The organism is Streptomyces sp. NPDC057939 (genome assembly GCF_042887545.1).
Taxonomy (GTDB): domain Bacteria; phylum Actinomycetota; class Actinomycetes; order Streptomycetales; family Streptomycetaceae; genus Streptomyces.
Genome location: NZ_JBHVPG010000004.1, coordinates 215,020 through 231,237 on the forward strand (window position 1 = coordinate 215,020; position 16,218 = coordinate 231,237).

Sequence of the window (16,218 nt, forward strand, 5' to 3'; positions counted from 1 at the left end):
ACAGAGTGGGAAGCCCCGGCTCGAGTCGCGGCTCTCCGTCCCTGGCAGGCTCGGCTTCGGACGTGACGCGAACATTGCTGACGTGCTGGAACCGCTGGGTGGCCGCCTTCGCCGCTGAGTGCCTCACGCTTCGGTGGTCCCACCGTTACGCGGACCACCGAAGCTGACCTGCTTTCGGTGTAGTCGTTGCGCGCCGTAGGGCCCGGTCGTTCCCGACGTTCGGCGCGACAAGAGGCCCGTGCTCGTGACGCTTGTTTGACGCACGAGGCCCTCTGGAGTGCTGATAGTACGGAAGTTGTGGCCTCTGACCTGGGCCTTTCTGGATAGGGTGGATTCGCACGCCTTCACGATGACGCACCACGTGGAGTGCGTGGCGATCCTGGAGTCGGTGGCGAAGGGCGCCGGATTCGCGGATCCGCCGGTGCGCATTACGGTTGTGGGCATCGCAGGCGGCGTCGGTGCCCGTTCGACGCCCTCCCGGTCGGCTCCTGAACGGGTCGCGCGGCAGTCGGAGCCGGGTGCCCTGATGGGCGCGTCGGGAGTAGGGCCTTCTCGGGCAGGTCATCCCTGGTCACACCATCCGAACTGAACGCTTCACGCGCAGAGTTCGGCGCCGCCGGCCGGGGCGCGGGTCGCCGTGTTCGGGTGGCCACCCCACAGGGCGGCTTCGGAACAGGCCGGTTCTTTGCGATCAGGTTGCGGTGAGTGACAGGGGTGGTGCTGGGCCTGGAGGATGAGGGGCGGAGCCGGGGTGAGCGGGGGGATCGGTGCGGGGGAAGCGTTATGACCAGCGGGTGTTGGTGTTGGTCGAGGTGCGGGGTGGGCAACGGGACTGGGACGAGGCGGAGCGGGTCTTCGCCGAGCGGGACTGGCCGGTCGGCGCATCGTTCGTACGGGGTGAGGAAGCGTCCTCGGGGGTGCTGAGGGGTGATCTCTCGGCACGGTTGTACTCCGTTGAGGTGCGGTTCTTCGGAGCCCGCAACCGGCGTACCGGGCGGGCCGCCGCCTGGCACGTGGAGCGGCTCGCGTGGGTGACCGGGCTGGAGATGTACGCGCGGCGTTGCGAGCCGATGGACCGGGATCGGGAGCAGTTGACCGTCTGGTGGGCGCATACCGTCGCCCACCGGCCGCCACGCGTGCCCGGTCCGGGGCCGTGGACGCCGACGGCGAGGCTGCGTCGCGCCGTCGCCGTGGCGCGTGCGCGCTTCACGGAGGGGAGCGGGTACCACGACACCGGCACGGTGGTGACGGGAACGGCGTCCGAGGCGCGCCGCGTCTCCCGCATGGACCTGCCCGGCGGTTCCGCCCCGGGGCCGAGGCCCGCCACCGATGTTCGGCCGCTCTACGGCCGGGAGCGCAGCCACATCGTGTCGCGCCGGGCTGAGGACGCTTACCGCAGGGCGTACCGTGTCTTGGCCGGGCTGCTCACTACGACCTTTTGTGCGGTGGTCGCACATCAACAGAGCGGTGTGCGGACGTGGGTGTGGGCCGGGGCCGCGGTCCTGTGTTTCCTCCTTGGCGCTTGGTCGGCGCGCGGCATCTTCGAGTCCGGGGGCCGTGCGGGGAGTCTCCTCCTCTACGGTGCGGCGGGCGCCTACTTCCTTGCCGTGTCGCTGGGCGTGATCGGGGGTGACGGCAGAGGCTGGACCCCCTTGCAGATGCTCTGGGCCTTCGCCGTCACGGCGACGGTCGGGGGCATCTACCTGCTGGTTCGTCAGTGGACGTGGGGCGAATGGCTCACGTGGGCCGCACCGGTCGCCTTCACCGCCGTGGCGTCCCTCGTGGTGGCTTCCGGATCGGTGCTGCACGCGCTCTATGCGAGCGGCGTCGACCTGACGCCCGAAGACCTGGACGTGCCGGGCGTCTGGCAGGCCACGTCCGCGGTGCGGCTGCTGAGCCTGCTGAGTTACGCGCTGTTCGTGCCGGCCCTGTGGGGCATCGCGAAACACCTGCACGCGCCGTTCGTCAGTCCCTTCGAGAGGTTGGGGACCCCGTTGTACGTACTCGCTCAGGTGATGGTCGTCGGGTTGTGCGCGGCCTTTGCCGTCGACTCGGCGGGCAGTGCGGTGAAGGACTTCCGCACGGCGGCAGCGCGGAAGGGGGAGTTGCCTTCCTACTTCGGGGTCGAGCCGGAGTGGGCGTGCGTGGAGCCGACGGTTCCCGCGGCGAAGCTCAGTACGAGGGGCGGAGTTCTGCGTCCCGAGCGTCCGTACGTCTCGTTCGGGGAGGCCGGGGGAACGGTCTCGCTGTGGGACGAGCCGGCGGGGAAGGCGCTGCAGATGCCCGCCGAGCAGGTTCGCCTCGTGCCGGTGGCCGACGGGAAGGGGCGGTGCGCCTTCTCGTACGAGAGCCTGCCGAAGGGCGACTGATCCGTACCGGTCCGAGGGTTGAGGGGGCTCAGCGGTTTACCGGGAGGCCCGTGGGTTCCTTGATGCGCTTCATGATGATCTGGGAGTTGACCTCGGTGACGCCGGAGAGGGCCGTCAGCTGCTCGATCCACAGGCGTTCGTACGCGCGCAGGTCCGCGACGGCGATGCGCAGGAGGCAGCCGGGGCTGCCGAAGAGGCGGTAGGCCTCGATGACGTCGGGGATGTCCTGGAGGGCGGCCTCGAAGGCCTCGACGGCCGCGCGGTCGCGGCGGACCTCCACGGACACCAGTACCTCGAAGCCGCGGCCCACCGCCTCGGGGTCGATGACGGCGCGGTAGCCCTGGATCACCCCGTCCTCCTCCAGCTGTCGGACCCGGCGCATGCAGGGGGAGGGGGTCAGGCCCACCCGTTGGGCGAGTTCCTGGTTGCTGAGCCGGCCGTCCTTCTGGAGCTCGCGCAAGATTTCTCGATCGATCGCGTCCATGGCGCAATTATTGCCTATCGAATATTACGGATGGGGGTGAAGAGGCAATCTCATTGCGCGTAGATCTCACTATCATTGCCGTGAATGGAATATCTGTGCGAGATCTCGTGAGGGAAGGGTGGCCATGGGACGCATCGTCGTCATCAGCACCGGCGGAACGATAGCCAGCCGTTGGATGGGCTCCGGCTTCGCCGCGGAGGCCGACGGGCGTGAGGTGATGGCCACAGCTCCGCTGCCCGAGGGCATCACCGTCGAGGTCGTGGACCTGTTCCGGGTGAACAGCCCCCGGCTCACCACCGCCCACCAGCTCACCCTGCTGCGCACCGTCCACGAGGTGCTCGCCGACCCCGGCGTGGACGGCATCGTCGTCACGCACGGCACCGACACCCTGGAGGAGTCGGCGTTCCTCGTCGACCTCCACCACCACGACGCCCGCAGCGTCGTGTTCACCGGCTCGCAGCTGCCCATGGGTTCCGCCGACGGCGACGGTCCCGGCAACCTCTACGACGCCCTGCTGACCGCCGCCACCACGCGCGGACTCGGCGTCCTGATCAGCTTCGCGGGCCGGGTGCACGCCGCCCGCGGCACCGTCAAGACGCAGGCCGTGGACCTGGACGCCTTCGCCGACCCCTCGAAGGAGCTGCTCGGGAAGATCGGCTTCGGCAAGGTCACCATGCTGCGGAGCCCGCAGCGTCCGGCCCCGCTCGCGCTGCCCGCGATGCCGGAGCTGCCGCCGCGCGTCGACATGGTGATGCACCACGCCGACGGTGACCCGCTGCTGCTGAACGCCGCCGTCGAGGCGGGAGCCCGGGGCATCGTCCTGGTGGGCACCGGCGCGGGCAACGCGACGCCCGAGATCGTGGACGCGGTGGCCGCGGCCATCGCCCGGGGCGTACTGGTGGCGCTGACCACGCGGGTCGCGGCCGGTCCCGTCACCGAGATCTACACGCACGGCGGCGCCGTCGACCTGGTCGCGGTCGGGGCCGTGCCGACCGGGACGCTGCGGGCCGGGCAGGCCCGGATCGCCGTGCTGTCCGCCCTGCTCGCCGGTTCCGACCCGGCCGAGCAGAACCGGATCCTGCGTCGGACGCTGGGCGTCGAGGACCAGGCCCTCACCTCCGCCTGAGCGCGCGAATCCGCCTCAGGGTACGAATCCGCCTGGGCGCGCGAACGAGCCGCCGTCGAACCCCGGGACACGGGGGTCGGCGGCGGCTCGCGGCCCGATGGCCGGCGTTCGGGGCGGTCGGCCGACCTCAGGTGCCGTTGCCGAAGGCGCCCAGGATGCTGTCCGCCGCCGAGGTGGCCGTCACCGTGCCCGCCCTGACCTCGGCTTCGAGGGCGGGCGCGAGTTCCCGTACGGCCGGGTCCGCGCGCAGGCGCTCCAGCAGAGCGTCGCGGACCATCGACCACGTCCACTCCACCTGTTGCGCGGCCCGCTTGGCCGCCAACCGGCCGCCCGCCTCCAGGAGCGTCCGGTGCTGTTCGAGGCGGTTCCACACCTCGTCCAGGCCCGCCGACTCCCGCGCGCTGCACGTCAGCACCGGCGGGGTCCACGCCGCGTCGGCCGGGTGCATCAGCCGTAGCGCGCCCGCCAGTTCGCGGGCGGCGGCCTTCGCGTCCCGTTCGTGGGGGCCGTCGGCCTTGTTGACGGCGAGGACGTCGGCCAGTTCCAGGACGCCCTTCTTGATGCCCTGGAGCTGATCGCCCGTACGGGCCAGGGACAGCAGCAGGAAGGAGTCGACCATGCCGGCGACCGTGGTCTCCGACTGGCCGACGCCGACCGTCTCGACGAGGACCACGTCGTAGCCCGCCGCCTCCATCACGATCATCGACTCGCGGGTGGCCTTGGCGACCCCGCCCAGCGTGCCCGCCGAGGGGGAGGGGCGTACGAACGCCGCCGGGTCGACGGAGAGGCGTTCCATCCGGGTCTTGTCGCCGAGGATGGATCCGCCGGTCCGGGTCGAGGACGGGTCCACGGCGAGGACGGCCACCCGATGGCCGAGCCCGGTGAGCATCGTGCCGAACGCGTCGATGAACGTGGACTTGCCGACGCCGGGCACCCCGCTGATGCCGATCCGCCGGGCGTGCCCGGCGTGCGGCAGCAGACGGGTCAACAGGCTCTGGGCCAGGGCGCGATGGTCCGCCCGGGTGGACTCGACGAGGGTGATGGCACGCGCGATGTGCGCGCGCTTCCCGTCGAGCACGCCCTTCACGTACACGTCGATGTCGATCTTCGGGGGCATCCGCGCGGCCGCTTACAGCTCGTGGCCCAGTTCCGCGGCCAGCCGCGTCACCAGGTCGTGGGCCGCGTCCGGGATCACGGTGCCCGGCGGGAAGACCGCCGTCGCGCCCATCTCCAGCAGGGTCGGGACGTCCGCGGGCGGGATGACCCCGCCCACGACGATCATGATGTCCTCGCGCCCCTCCTCGGCGAGCTGCTGCCGCAGCGCCGGTACGAGGGTCAGGTGACCGGCCGCCAGCGACGACACGCCCACCACGTGGACGTCCGCCTCGACGGCCTGCCGGGCCACCTCCGCCGGCGTCTGGAACAGCGGGCCGACGTCCACGTCGAAGCCCAGGTCGGCGAAGGCCGTCGCGATGACCTTCTGGCCGCGGTCGTGGCCGTCCTGGCCCATCTTGGCGACCAGGATGCGCGGACGCCGTCCCTCCGCCTCCTCGAACCGGTCGACGAGCGCACGGGTGCGCTCCACGGACGGGGACTCGCCTGCTTCCATGCGGTACACACCCGAGATCGTACGGATCTGGCTCGCGTGTCGCCCGTACACCTTCTCCAGGGCGTCGGAGATCTCGCCCACCGTGGCCTTGGCGCGCGCCGCGTCCACGGCCAGTGCCAGCAGGTTGCCCTCGCCGCTGCCGGCCGCGTTCGTCAGCGCCCGCAGGGTGTCCTGCGTGACGGCCTCGTCGCGCTCCTCGCGCAGTCGGCGCAGCTTGGCGATCTGCTGGCTGCGGACCGAGGAGTTGTCGACCTTGAGGACGTCGATCTCCTCGTCGGTGGCCACCCGGTACTTGTTCACGCCGATCACCGGCTGACGGCCGGAGTCGATGCGGGCCTGCGTGCGGGCCGCGGCCTCCTCGACGCGCAGCTTCGGGATGCCCGCGTCGATGGCCTGCGCCATGCCGCCGGCGGCCTCGACCTCCTCGATGTGCTGCCACGCCCGCCGCGCGAGGTCGTAGGTCAGCTTCTCCACGTAGGCGCTGCCGCCCCACGGGTCGATGGAGCGGCAGGTGCCCGACTCCTGCTGGAGCAGCAGCTGGGTGTTGCGCGCGATGCGGGCCGAGAAGTCGGTGGGCAGCGCGAGGGCCTCGTCGAGGGCGTTGGTGTGCAGGGACTGGGTGTGTCCCTGGGTCGCGGCCATCGCCTCGATACAGGTGCGGGTGACGTTGTTGAACACGTCCTGCGCCGTCAGCGACCAGCCGGAGGTCTGCGAATGGGTGCGCAGCGAGAGCGACTTGGCGTTCTTCGGGTCGAACTGCTTGACCAGGCGCGCCCACAGCAGGCGGGCCGCGCGGAGCTTCGCGACCTCCATGAAGAAGTTCATGCCGATCGCCCAGAAGAACGACAGGCGCGGCGCGAACGCGTCCACGTCCAGCCCGACGGCCTGTCCGGCCCGCAGGTACTCCACGCCGTCGGCGAGGGTGTAGGCGAGCTCCAGGTCGGCCGTCGCCCCGGCTTCCTGGATGTGGTAGCCGGAGATGGAGATCGAGTTGTAGCGGGGCATCTTCTGCGAGGTGAACGCGAAGATGTCCGAGATGATCCGCATCGAGGGCTTCGGCGGATAGATGTAGGTGTTGCGGACCATGAACTCCTTGAGGATGTCGTTCTGGATGGTCCCGGCGAGCTTGTCGGGGGAGACGCCCTGCTCCTCCGCCGCCACGATGTAGAGGGCGAGGACCGGCAGCACCGCGCCGTTCATCGTCATCGACACCGACATCTTGTCCAGCGGGATCCCGTCGAACAGCTGGCGCATGTCGTAGATCGAGTCGATCGCCACGCCCGCCATGCCGACGTCACCCGTGACCCGCGGGTGGTCGCTGTCGTAGCCGCGGTGCGTGGGCAGGTCGAAGGCGACCGAGAGGCCCTTCTGGCCGGAGGCCAGGTTGCGCCGGTAGAAGGCGTTCGACTCCTCGGCCGTGGAGAAACCGGCGTACTGACGGATCGTCCAGGGCTGGTTGACGTACATCGTCGGGTAGGGCCCGCGCAGGTACGGTGCCACGCCCGGGTAGGTGCCCAGGAAGTCGAGGCCCTCCAGGTCCCGCCCGGTGTACAGCGGCTTCACGCCGATGCCCTCGGGGGTCTCCCACAGCAGGTCGCCCGTGGCGTTGCCGGTGGACTCCTTCACCGCGGCGCGCCACCGGTCCTCGGTGATCCCGCTGGACGGGCCGCCGCCGAGCGCGAGTTCGGAGAAATCGGGGATGCTCATGACGAGACTCCCATCCGGTCGAGTACGGAGGACAGCACGGCGACCGCGTCACAGCCGGCGAAGACGTACTCGTCCACGGCCTGTTCGCAGGTGCCGGGCCTGCCCGCGAGGAACACGGTGGTCGCGCCCGCCGAGCGCAGGGCGGCGGCCACCGCTTCCGCCTGCTCCTCGTACAGCGCGTCGCTGGAGCAGAGCACCGCCATGCCGTCGGCGCCGCTCGCCGCGTAGGCCGCGGCGGCCGTGTCCGGATTCACCGAGACCGGGTCGTGGACGGGTTCGATGCCGCCCGCCTGGAACAGGTTGGAGGCGAAGGTGGCCCGCCCCGTGTGCGCGGCCGCCGGGCCGAGCGCGGCGAGGTAGATCCGCGGCCGGGCGCCGGTCGCGGCCAGGTGGGCGTCGCTGCGGGCGCGCAGCGCCTCGTACGCCTCGTCGCGCCGGACCCGGGGCAGACCGCCCGTCGGGGCCGCCGGCAGCGGGTCGCGCACGACGGGCTTCTCCGACAGCAGCGGGAACTCGCTGACGCCGGTGATGGGTTCGCGGCGGGTCGCCAGCTTCTTCGAGCGGGCCGCCCACGTCGCGGCGAGCCGCTCGGCGACCAGACCCGAACGCAGTGCTGCCTCCTGGCCGCCCGCCTTCTCCACGGTACGGAAGAACTCCCAGGCGGCGTGCGCGAGTTCGTCGGTCAGCGTCTCGACGTAGTACGAGCCGCCGGCCGGGTCGATCACCCGGGCCAGGTGGGACTCCTCCACCAGCACGGTGGACGTGTTGCGGGCGATCCGTCGGGCGAAGGCGTCCGGCAGGCCCAGCTCGCTGTCGAAGGGGAGCACGGTGACGGAGTCCGCGCCGCCCACACCGGCGGCCATGCAGGCCACCGTGGTGCGCAGCATGTTCACCCACGGGTCGCGCCGGGTCATCATCACGGGCGAGGTGACGGCGTGCTGCCGCTGCGCCCCCGCCTCGGGGCTGCCGCAGGCCTCGGCGACCCGGGCCCACAGGCGGCGGGCGGCACGCAGTTTGGCGATGGTCAGGAACTGGTCGGCGGTGGCGGCGTAGCGGAACTCGATCTGTCCGAACGCCGCGTCGGCGGTGAGGCCGGCCGCGGTCAGGGCCCGCAGGTAGGCGACGCCGGTGGCCAGCGACAGGCCGAGCTCCTCGGCGGCGCTGCCGCCCGCCTCGTGGAAGGGCAGGGCGTCGACGGTCAGCGCGCGGACGCCGGGCCAGGAAGCGGCCGTCTCGCGGGCCAGGGCGGCTGCCGCGGGCAGGTCCAGGGCCTCACCGGTGCGGGCCTCGTGGCCCAGCGGGTCGATGCCGAGGGACGCGCGGGCGTCCTGCGGGGCGACGCCGCGCTCCGCGTACAGGGCGAACAACGCGCGGGCGGCCGCCGGGTATTCGGCGCCCGCGTCCAGGGCGACCGGGGCGAGGTCGAGGTAGACCCCGTCCAGCGCCCGGCCCAGGTCCTCGGCGGGCAGGCCGCCCGGGCCGACGGTCAGCCACAGGGAGGTGGTCCCGTTCTCCAGGTCGGCGAGGGCCGCCTCGTTCACCCGTACGGGGTCGCCGCCCGCGATCCGCTGGCGCACGTCCCAGCCGGAGGCGGTGGTGCCCTCCGGGGTGCCGCCGCGGACGAAGGGCGCGAAGCCGGGGAAGCCGGTGCCGTCGCCGTCCCCGTCGTCCGGGGGCGCCGTGTACAGCGGGCGGGTGATGAGCCCGTCCTCTAGCTTCGTGGAAAGGGCTGCTTCCGCCGCCTCGCCGGATACTTCCTTGCCCGACTTGCGCAGTACGCCTTCAACCAGGCGCTGCCACTGCTCATGTGTCGCGTCAGGAAACTCGGCGGCCAGGGAGAGCCCGTCGTCAGGCTGGACCGTCATGGCTCGAATGCTAGGGGGGCCGCTCAGGCGAGACCATAACCGCCGGATGTGATCTCGCACTCCCAGGTCAGACGGGGGTCGGTGCGGCGCGCGGCCGCGTCCGGACCGGGTCCCGGCGGGTTCCGGCCACCTCCGGGACGCCCGTCAGCCGGAGGTCAGGCGGCCCGGGTCCTGGAACAACGGACTCAGCAGGACGGTCGCCGCGGCCTGGGGGAGCACGGCCGGCCCGGCGTGCGGGGCGATGATGCGCCCCGGCTCGTCGCAGACGTGGGACCTGTCGGTGGCCGCCCCGCGGATCTCGTCCAGGTAGCCCTCGTGCAGAACGCTGGACAGTTCGGTGACGACCATGACGGCCGGGTTGAACACGTCGAGGAGCAGCGCGGCCGCCCGCCCCACGGCCCGGGCGCGCTCGCGCAGCAGCCGGTCCGCGCGCGGGTCGCCGGCGGCGGCGGCGTCCACGAGCAGCGGCACGGACGGATCGGGGACGATCCCGCGCCGTACGGCCTCGGCGCCCAGCGCGGTGTCGGACGCGGTCGCCTGGAGGCAGCCCGTACGACCGCACGCGCAGGCGGCCCGCGACTCGGGCACCGGGAGGTGGGCCACGTCGCCCGCGGCGGATCCGGGGCCCTGGTGGACGGTGCCCTCGATGCCGAACGCCGCGTCGACCACGTTCCCGACGAAGAGGTGGACCAGGCTCCGGCGGGCCGCCGCGGGACCGTAGAGGATCTCGGCGCGGGCGACGGCCCGGGCGTGGTTGTCCACCCGTACCGGCAGGCCGAGCGTCCGCGACAGGTTCGCGGCCAGCGGCATTCCCCGCCATCCGAGCGCCGGGTGCCGTACGACGGTCCCCGTGTCGGGGCGTACCCAGCCGCCGAGGGCGGCGCCGACGCCGAGCAGGGGGCGGCCGGTGTCGAACCGTGCCAGGAATCCGGCGAGTTCGTCGGCGATGCGGGCCGGGAGCCCGGGGTCGGTGGGGTCCGCGTAGGGGAACGCGCGCCGGGCGAGGACCTGCCCGCGCAGGTCGACGAGGCTGAAGGTGGAGGACGGCACCCCGATGTGCAGCCCGGCCGCCACCGGCCCACCGACGGCCCCGGTGTGCAGGTCCAGCGGGATCCGCGGCCGCCCCGAGGCGATCGGGCCGACGGGTTCGGGCAGCTCGCGCAGCAGGCCGCCGCGCAGCAGCCCGGTGGTCTGCCGGGACACGGCGGCGGGGCTCAGACCGCACAGCTCGGAGATCCCGCTGCGCGCCACGGGCCCGTGCTCCAACACGGTGCGCAGCACGGTGGCGGCGTTGGCGGCCCCGCGCCGGTCGCCGGTCCTGTCTGTCACGGGGCCTCCTCGGGGCGGGACCGAACGTTTCCCCGATCATGCCGGACCGGATCCCGGGTATCGGTCGGTCCGTGGCGGCGGCATTGCGGGACCGTGAAATCAGGCCACCGTTTCCAGCCGTCGGGGGGTGTCGCAAGGACTCCGTCGAGGCGGTGAAAGACCTGGTCAGGTCGGGTCGCGCGGGTTCGGGGCAGGGCGGTTCCGCCGCCCGGGGCCGGGGGTTGACCGGTGGCGGGGGCGCTGACAGGCTCCGGGACATGTCCGCGAACGAACGCCTCGCCCTGCGGCTCCGCACCTCCGGCCTTTGTACCGCGCCGGGTGGGTGTCCGGGCCGCTGTCCGGCCCACCGCCGCGCCTGAGCCTCCCGGCCGGGCCCCGGAGCGCCGGACCGCCCCACCCGGAGGCGGTCCACCCGGGGCCGGTCCACCCGGTGGCCCGCCACCGCGGTGGCCGGCCGGACCGCGACCGGTCGACCCGGACCCGACGCGGTCCGGCCGGCCCCGGTCGGGTCGGTTCCGGTCGAGTCCGGTCCGGTCGGCTCCGGTAGGACCCCGGTTCCGGTAGGACCCCGGTCCCGCCGGCCCCGGTTCCGTCCTGTCCGACCCGGCCCGCGCCGTTCCCGTCGGGCGTGATCCGGCCGGTGTGATCCCGGCCGACACGGATCCGGCAGGCGCGGTTCGGCCGGTGCGGTTCGGGCGGCCCGTGGTTCCCGCGGGGCCTGCCGGGCTCCGCCCGCCGCGTACGGGCCCGTCCGCCCCGAGCGGCGGGTGCTCCCCGTCCGGGTCCGGTGGCGATCGACCCCGCGCAGCGCCGCGCGGGACGCCGCCCGCCGGGGGAGCACGTACCACCGCTGCCCCGCCGCGACCGGTCGCCCCCGCGCCGGATTCCCGTCCGTCGTCCCGTCGCCCCGCCCTCCGTTCCGCCCCGCCCCGCCACGTCCCGTGGCACTCGATGCTTCTCGTAACGCGATTTCTTCCGCTGCGGAAATAATTCCCCGCACGCCTTTGACCAGGGAGTTTCAATGACCACTGCACTCCGTACCACCGTGACGAAGATCGGCGGCCGCATCGGTGCCGAGATCGGCGGCGTCCGACTCGGCGGCGACCTCGCCCCCGAGACGGTGGCCGAGATCCGCTCCGCGCTCCTCGCCCACAAGGTCGTCTTCTTCCGCGGCCAGGACCACCTCGACGAGGCCGGCCACGAGGCCTTCGCCCAGCTCCTCGGCGCACCCGTCGCGCACCCCACGGTGCCCTCCGCCGACGGCCGCTACGCGCTCGGCATCGACTCCCACCACGGCGCCCGCGCCAACCAGTGGCACACCGACGTCACCTTCGTCCCCGCCTACCCGGCCTTCTCCATCCTGCGCGCCGTCACCATTCCCCCGTACGGCGGGAACACCCTCTGGGCCAACACCGCGACCGCCTACTCCCACCTCCCCGAGCCGTTGCGCGTCCTCGCGGACGGCCTGCGCGCCGTCCACTCCAACGCCTACGACTACGCCGCCCTGCGGCCGGACGCCCTTCCCGAGGCGCTGGCCCAGTACCGCGAGGTCTTCACCTCCACCGAGTTCCTCACCGAGCACCCGGTGGTCCGCGTCCACCCCGAGACCGGCGAGCGCACCCTGCTCCTCGGCAACTTCGTCCAGCGCATCCAGGGCCTCACCGGCCGCGACTCCCGCGTCCTGCAGGACCTCTTCCAGGCGCACATCGAGAGCCCCGAGAACACCGTCCGCTGGCAGTGGCAGGACGGCGACGTCGCGATCTGGGACAACCGCGCCACCCAGCACTACGGCGTCGACGACTCCGACGACCACGAGCGCACCCTGCGCCGCGTCACCGTCGACGGCGACGTCCCGGTCGGCCCCGACGGGGTCCCCTCCCGCCTGATCAGCCCGGAGTCCGTCCCGGACCCCGCCTTCGGCATCGCGTCGGGCGCCTCGAACGACGACCGGGTCGGCGCTTCCGCCTGACCCGAATACCGAAGCCCCCGTACGCCGCCGCCAAGGAGCCCCCGTGCCCAGACTGCTCGCCCTCACCGGTAGCCCCTCCGTCCACTCCCGCACCGCGGTCGTCGCCGACCACGTCCTGCGCCGCCTCTCCCACGCCGGGTTCGAGACCTCGCACCTCGCGGTGCGGGACCTCCCCGCCGCCGACCTGTTGGCCGCCCGCCGCGGCGAGTCGGAGATCCGCCGCGCCCTCGAAGCCGTCGCCGCGGCCGACGGCCTGGTGATCGCCACCCCGGTCTACAAGGCCTCGTACACCGGCCTGCTCAAGGCCTTCCTCGACCTGCTCCCGCAGGACGGACTGGCCGGCAAGACCGTGCTGCCGCTGGCCACCGGCGGAAGCCTCGCCCACGTCCTGACCATCGACTACGCGTTGCGGCCGGTGCTCGCCGCCCTCGGCGCCCGGCACGTCACCGCGGGCCGCTTCGTCCTGGACTCGTCCGTCGAGCGCGGCAACGGCCCCGACCGGCTGCTGCCCGAGGCGGAACTCGACCTCTTCCAGGCCGTCGACGAGTTCGCCGACGCCCTCGGCGGCGTGGGGGCCGCAGCCCTCACCGCCGCCCCGTAACCCCGCACCCCGCACCCCGTACGAACCGACAAGGACCAGCCATGCCCGCAGCCTTCACCTCGAAGACCACCTCCCGGCGCCAGTTCCTCACCCTGCTCGGCATCTCGGCGGCCGCGGTGAGCTGCGGCACGGCCACCGCCAACGGCGGGTCCGGGTCCGGCAAGCAGATCACCGCGCTCAAGTACCAGGGCGCGGTCGGGGCGGTCACCCTGCCCGAGCTCGCCGCCGACCTCGGATTCCTGGGCGGCCTCACCCTGGACTGGGTGGGCAACACCATCAGCGGCCCGCAGGACATCCAGTCCGCCGCGACCGGCCAGACCCACTTCGGCGGGGCCTTCAACGGGGCGGTCGTCAAGCTCGCCGCGGGGAAGGCCCCCGTCAAGGCCGTCATCTCGTACTACGGCTCCGACAAGGACACCAACCTGGGCTACTACGTCCTGGAGGACAGCCCGATCCGTTCGGCCCGCGACCTCATCGGCAAGAAGGTCGGCATGAACACCCTGGGCGCCCACGCCCAGGCCCTCCTCGACATCTACCTGGGCCGCGGCGGCCTCTCGCGGGCCGACTCCGACAAGGTCGAGGCCCTGGTGGTGCCCCCGGTCAACACCGAACAGGCCCTGCGGCAGAAGCAGATCGAGGTCGGCGTGCTCAGTGGCGTGCTGCGCGACAAGGCCCTCGCTGCCGGTGGCATCCGCCCGCTGTTCAGCGACTTCGACCTGCTGGGCGCCTTCAGCGGCGGCACGTACGTGATGACCCAGCGCTTCATCAAGGAGAACCCGGACACCGTACGCACCTTCACGACCGGAGTCGGCAAGGCCATCGACTGGTCCCGCACCACGCCCCGCGAGCAGGTCATCGCCCGGATGACGGAGATCGTCAAGAAGCGGGGCCGCAACGAGGACACCTCGACCCTCCAGTTCTGGCGCTCCTACGGCGTCGCGGCGCCCGCCGGCCGGATCGAGGAGAAGGAGTTCCAGCTCTGGATCGACTGGCTCGGCGACCGCGGCGAGGTCAAGAAGGGCCAGCTGAAGGCCGCGGACCTGTTCACCAACGAGTTCAACGGCAACGGAAAGGGCTGAGGACCCCACCATGGCGAAGATCGTCTTCGAGTCGGTCACCAAGACCTTCCCGACGAAGGACAAGAAGGCCAAGGCGGAGTTCACCGCCCTCGACGGCATCGACCTGGAGATCGAGGCCGGCGAGTTCGTGGTCGTCGTGGGCCCCAGCGGCTGCGGCAAGTCCACCCTGCTCGACCTCCTCGGCGGCCTGACCCGGCCGACCTCCGGACGAATCCTGCTGGACGGGAAGCCCGTCACCGGGCCCGGCCTGGACCGGGGCATCGTCTTCCAGCAGTACGCGCTGCTTCCGTGGCGCACGGCGCTGGGCAACGTCGAGTTCGGCCTGGAGGCAACCGGCGTCCCGCGCCGCCAACGGGCCGCGAAGGCGCGCGAGTTCCTCGACCTGGTCGGCCTGACCGGTTTCGAGGACCGGCACCCGCACGAGCTGTCGGGCGGCATGCGCCAGCGCGTCGCCATCGCCCGCTCGCTGGCCTACGACCCGGACGTCCTCCTGATGGACGAACCCTTCGCCGCGCTCGACGCGCAGACCCGCGAGTCCCTCCAGGACGAACTGCGACGGATCTGGCAGGCCACCGGCAAGACGGTCGTCTTCATCACCCACGGCATCGAGGAGGCCGTGTACCTCGGGCAGAAGGTCGCCGTCATCACCTCCCGTCCGGGCCGGATCAAGGAGGTCGTCCCGGTCTCCTTCGGGGGGCGCGCCACCGGCGCCACCGGTGAGGACCTGCGCTCCAGCCCCGAGTTCGCCCGCTACCGCCACGAGATCTGGACCCTGCTCCACGACGAGGTGGCCCGCGCCCAGCAACTGGAGAAGGAAGAGGCCACGGTATGAGCACCGGAACCGAAGCCGCCGCGCCCGCGGCCGCGCAGAGCGCCGCCCCGAACGCGTCGGCCGTCGCGGAGGCACCCGTACCGGCTGCCCGGGCGGCGGCCGCGCAGGGCTCGCCCGTGTCGGACCGGCCCGTGTCGGACCGGCCCGTGTCGGACCGGCCCGTGTCGGACCCGCCCGTGTCGGACCGGCCCGTGCGGGACCCGCTCGCGGCCGACCCGCCCGTCCCCGACGCGCCGGTGGCGCAGGCGTCCGCAGAGGCCGTCGCCGCCGGGGAGCGCGGGTCACGGGAGCCGTCCGTCGGCGAGGGCGCGACCTCCGGCGAGGGCGCGGCCCCCGGCGGAAGCGCGGCCCCGGACGAACGCGCGGCCCCGGTCAAGGCCGCGGCGCGCGCCCGGAAGGCGTCCGGGCCGGCCACCGTGCTGCGGTGGCTGCGGGCGGCGCTGCTCCGGTCGGCGGCGGTCCTCGCCCTCCTGGCCGTCTGGGAAACGGCGCCCCGGCTCGGCCTGGTCGACGCCACCTTCCTGCCGCCGGTCTCCGAAGTGGCCGTCGCCTGGTGGGAGTTGCTCGGTGACGGTCAGCTCGGGGAACACGCCCGGGCCAGCCTCACCCGATCGTTCGGCGGCTTCGCCATCGCCGTCGTCGTCGCCGTCCCGCTCGGGCTGCTGATCGGCTGGTACCGTCCCGTCGCGGCGTTCCTCGGTCCCCTGCTGGAACTGTTCCGCAACACGGCGGCGCTCGCGCTGCTGCCGGTCTTCGTCCTGCTGCTCGGCATCGGCGAGACCTCGAAGGTGTCGATCGTCGTCTACGCCTGCGTGTGGCCGATCCTGCTGAACACCATCAGCGCCGTCGGCAACGCCGACCCCACGCTGGTCAGGCTGGCCCGCTCGATGGACCTGTCCACGCCGAGGCTCTTCCAGAAGGTGATCCTGCCGTCGTCGGTCCCGGCCATCTTCACCGGCATCCGCCTCGCGGGCGCGGTCTCGATCCTGGTCCTCGTGGCCGCCGAGATGATCGGCGCCAAGGCGGGCCTCGGCTACCTGATCAACGCCTCGCAGTACAACTTCGCCATCCCGCAGATGTACGCGGGGATCATCACGATCTCCGCCATCGGCGTGGCCTTCAACCAGGTCCTGGTCACGATCGAACGCCGCCTCAGCGTCTGGCGCGTCCCGGCCTGACCCGCGCTCCGGGGCCGGGGCCGGACTCCCCGCACCCCGGGGTCCGGCCCCGGCCCCGGCCCACCTCCCG

At 72.7% G+C, this 16,218-nt stretch carries 12 protein-coding genes; 7 read left to right on the forward strand and 5 right to left on the reverse strand.

Going from position 1 to position 16,218, the window contains the following annotated elements; translation table 11 throughout:
• The first annotated feature begins 794 nt into the window (after positions 1-794).
• Entirely contained in the window at positions 795-2,369 is a 1,575-nt protein-coding gene (locus ACFVS6_RS07030) for an NnrS multi-domain protein (protein WP_389701375.1), read from the forward strand.
• Positions 2,370-2,397: 28 nt separating this feature from the next.
• Here ACFVS6_RS07030 and ACFVS6_RS07035 read toward each other — a convergent pair whose 3' ends face one another.
• The gene (locus ACFVS6_RS07035; RefSeq protein ID WP_389701377.1) at positions 2,398-2,853 is read right to left on the reverse strand and encodes an Lrp/AsnC family transcriptional regulator; all 456 of its coding nucleotides are present in this window, start codon (positions 2,851-2,853) and stop codon (positions 2,398-2,400) included.
• Positions 2,854-2,977: 124 nt separating this feature from the next.
• On the opposite strand from ACFVS6_RS07035, the gene ACFVS6_RS07040 reads away from it, so the two are divergent.
• Positions 2,978-3,979, forward strand: a complete 1,002-nt coding sequence (locus ACFVS6_RS07040) for an asparaginase (RefSeq protein WP_389701379.1) — start codon at positions 2,978-2,980, stop codon at positions 3,977-3,979.
• A gap of 127 nt (positions 3,980-4,106) precedes the next feature.
• On the opposite strand, the gene meaB is transcribed toward ACFVS6_RS07040, so the two are convergent.
• The 4 genes from meaB to ACFVS6_RS07060 form a co-directional block, all read right to left on the reverse strand.
• Positions 4,107-5,096, reverse strand: coding sequence for a methylmalonyl Co-A mutase-associated GTPase MeaB (meaB, locus tag ACFVS6_RS07045; RefSeq protein ID WP_389701381.1), 990 nt, complete (start codon positions 5,094-5,096; stop codon positions 4,107-4,109).
• Positions 5,097-5,108: 12 nt separating this feature from the next.
• Complete coding sequence (gene scpA / locus ACFVS6_RS07050) at positions 5,109-7,295, reverse strand: methylmalonyl-CoA mutase (RefSeq protein ID WP_389701382.1); 2,187 nt, start codon at positions 7,293-7,295, stop codon at positions 5,109-5,111.
• Positions 7,292-9,160, reverse strand: a complete 1,869-nt coding sequence (locus ACFVS6_RS07055; protein ID WP_389701383.1) for a methylmalonyl-CoA mutase family protein — start codon at positions 9,158-9,160, stop codon at positions 7,292-7,294. The genes scpA and ACFVS6_RS07055 overlap by 4 nt, the downstream gene beginning before the upstream one ends.
• A 144-nt stretch (positions 9,161-9,304) precedes the next feature.
• A complete protein-coding gene (locus tag ACFVS6_RS07060; protein ID WP_389701385.1) occupies positions 9,305-10,489 on the reverse strand; it encodes an ROK family protein in 1,185 nt (394 codons plus the stop codon).
• A gap of 1,021 nt (positions 10,490-11,510) precedes the next feature.
• Between ACFVS6_RS07060 and ACFVS6_RS07065 the strand changes: the two genes are divergently transcribed.
• From ACFVS6_RS07065 to ACFVS6_RS07085, 5 genes are read left to right on the forward strand one after another with little or no spacing between them, the layout of a single operon-like run.
• The gene (locus tag ACFVS6_RS07065; protein ID WP_389701386.1) at positions 11,511-12,458 is read left to right on the forward strand and encodes a TauD/TfdA dioxygenase family protein; all 948 of its coding nucleotides are present in this window, start codon (positions 11,511-11,513) and stop codon (positions 12,456-12,458) included.
• Between the two features lie 43 nt (positions 12,459-12,501).
• Entirely contained in the window at positions 12,502-13,059 is a 558-nt protein-coding gene (gene ssuE / locus ACFVS6_RS07070) for an NADPH-dependent FMN reductase (protein ID WP_389701387.1), read from the forward strand.
• Between the two features lie 41 nt (positions 13,060-13,100).
• A complete protein-coding gene (locus tag ACFVS6_RS07075) occupies positions 13,101-14,138 on the forward strand; it encodes an ABC transporter substrate-binding protein (RefSeq protein WP_389701388.1) in 1,038 nt (345 codons plus the stop codon).
• A 10-nt stretch (positions 14,139-14,148) separates the two neighbouring features.
• On the forward strand, positions 14,149-14,970 hold the full coding sequence (locus ACFVS6_RS07080) for an ABC transporter ATP-binding protein (RefSeq protein WP_389701389.1): 822 nt from the start codon (positions 14,149-14,151) through the stop codon (positions 14,968-14,970).
• Complete coding sequence (locus ACFVS6_RS07085; RefSeq protein WP_389701391.1) at positions 14,967-16,148, forward strand: ABC transporter permease subunit; 1,182 nt, start codon at positions 14,967-14,969, stop codon at positions 16,146-16,148. Before ACFVS6_RS07080 ends, ACFVS6_RS07085 begins: the two co-directional genes overlap by 4 nt.
• Positions 16,149-16,218: the final 70 nt, after the last annotated feature.

Excerpts from the sequence above, each read along its gene's own strand:
- ACFVS6_RS07035 (WP_389701377.1), bottom strand. The coding sequence starts at position 2,853 with ATGGACGCGATCGATCGAGAAATCTTGCGCGAGCTCCAGAAGGACGGC.
- ACFVS6_RS07040 (WP_389701379.1), top strand. The coding sequence starts at position 2,978 with ATGGGACGCATCGTCGTCATCAGCACCGGCGGAACGATAGCCAGCCGT.
- meaB (WP_389701381.1), bottom strand. The coding sequence starts at position 5,096 with ATGCCCCCGAAGATCGACATCGACGTGTACGTGAAGGGCGTGCTCGAC.
- scpA (WP_389701382.1), bottom strand. The coding sequence starts at position 7,295 with ATGAGCATCCCCGATTTCTCCGAACTCGCGCTCGGCGGCGGCCCGTCC.
- ACFVS6_RS07055 (WP_389701383.1), bottom strand. The coding sequence starts at position 9,160 with ATGACGGTCCAGCCTGACGACGGGCTCTCCCTGGCCGCCGAGTTTCCT.
- ACFVS6_RS07065 (WP_389701386.1), top strand. The coding sequence starts at position 11,511 with ATGACCACTGCACTCCGTACCACCGTGACGAAGATCGGCGGCCGCATC.
- ACFVS6_RS07075 (WP_389701388.1), top strand. The coding sequence starts at position 13,101 with ATGCCCGCAGCCTTCACCTCGAAGACCACCTCCCGGCGCCAGTTCCTC.
- ACFVS6_RS07080 (WP_389701389.1), top strand. The coding sequence starts at position 14,149 with ATGGCGAAGATCGTCTTCGAGTCGGTCACCAAGACCTTCCCGACGAAG.
- ACFVS6_RS07085 (WP_389701391.1), top strand. The coding sequence starts at position 14,967 with ATGAGCACCGGAACCGAAGCCGCCGCGCCCGCGGCCGCGCAGAGCGCC.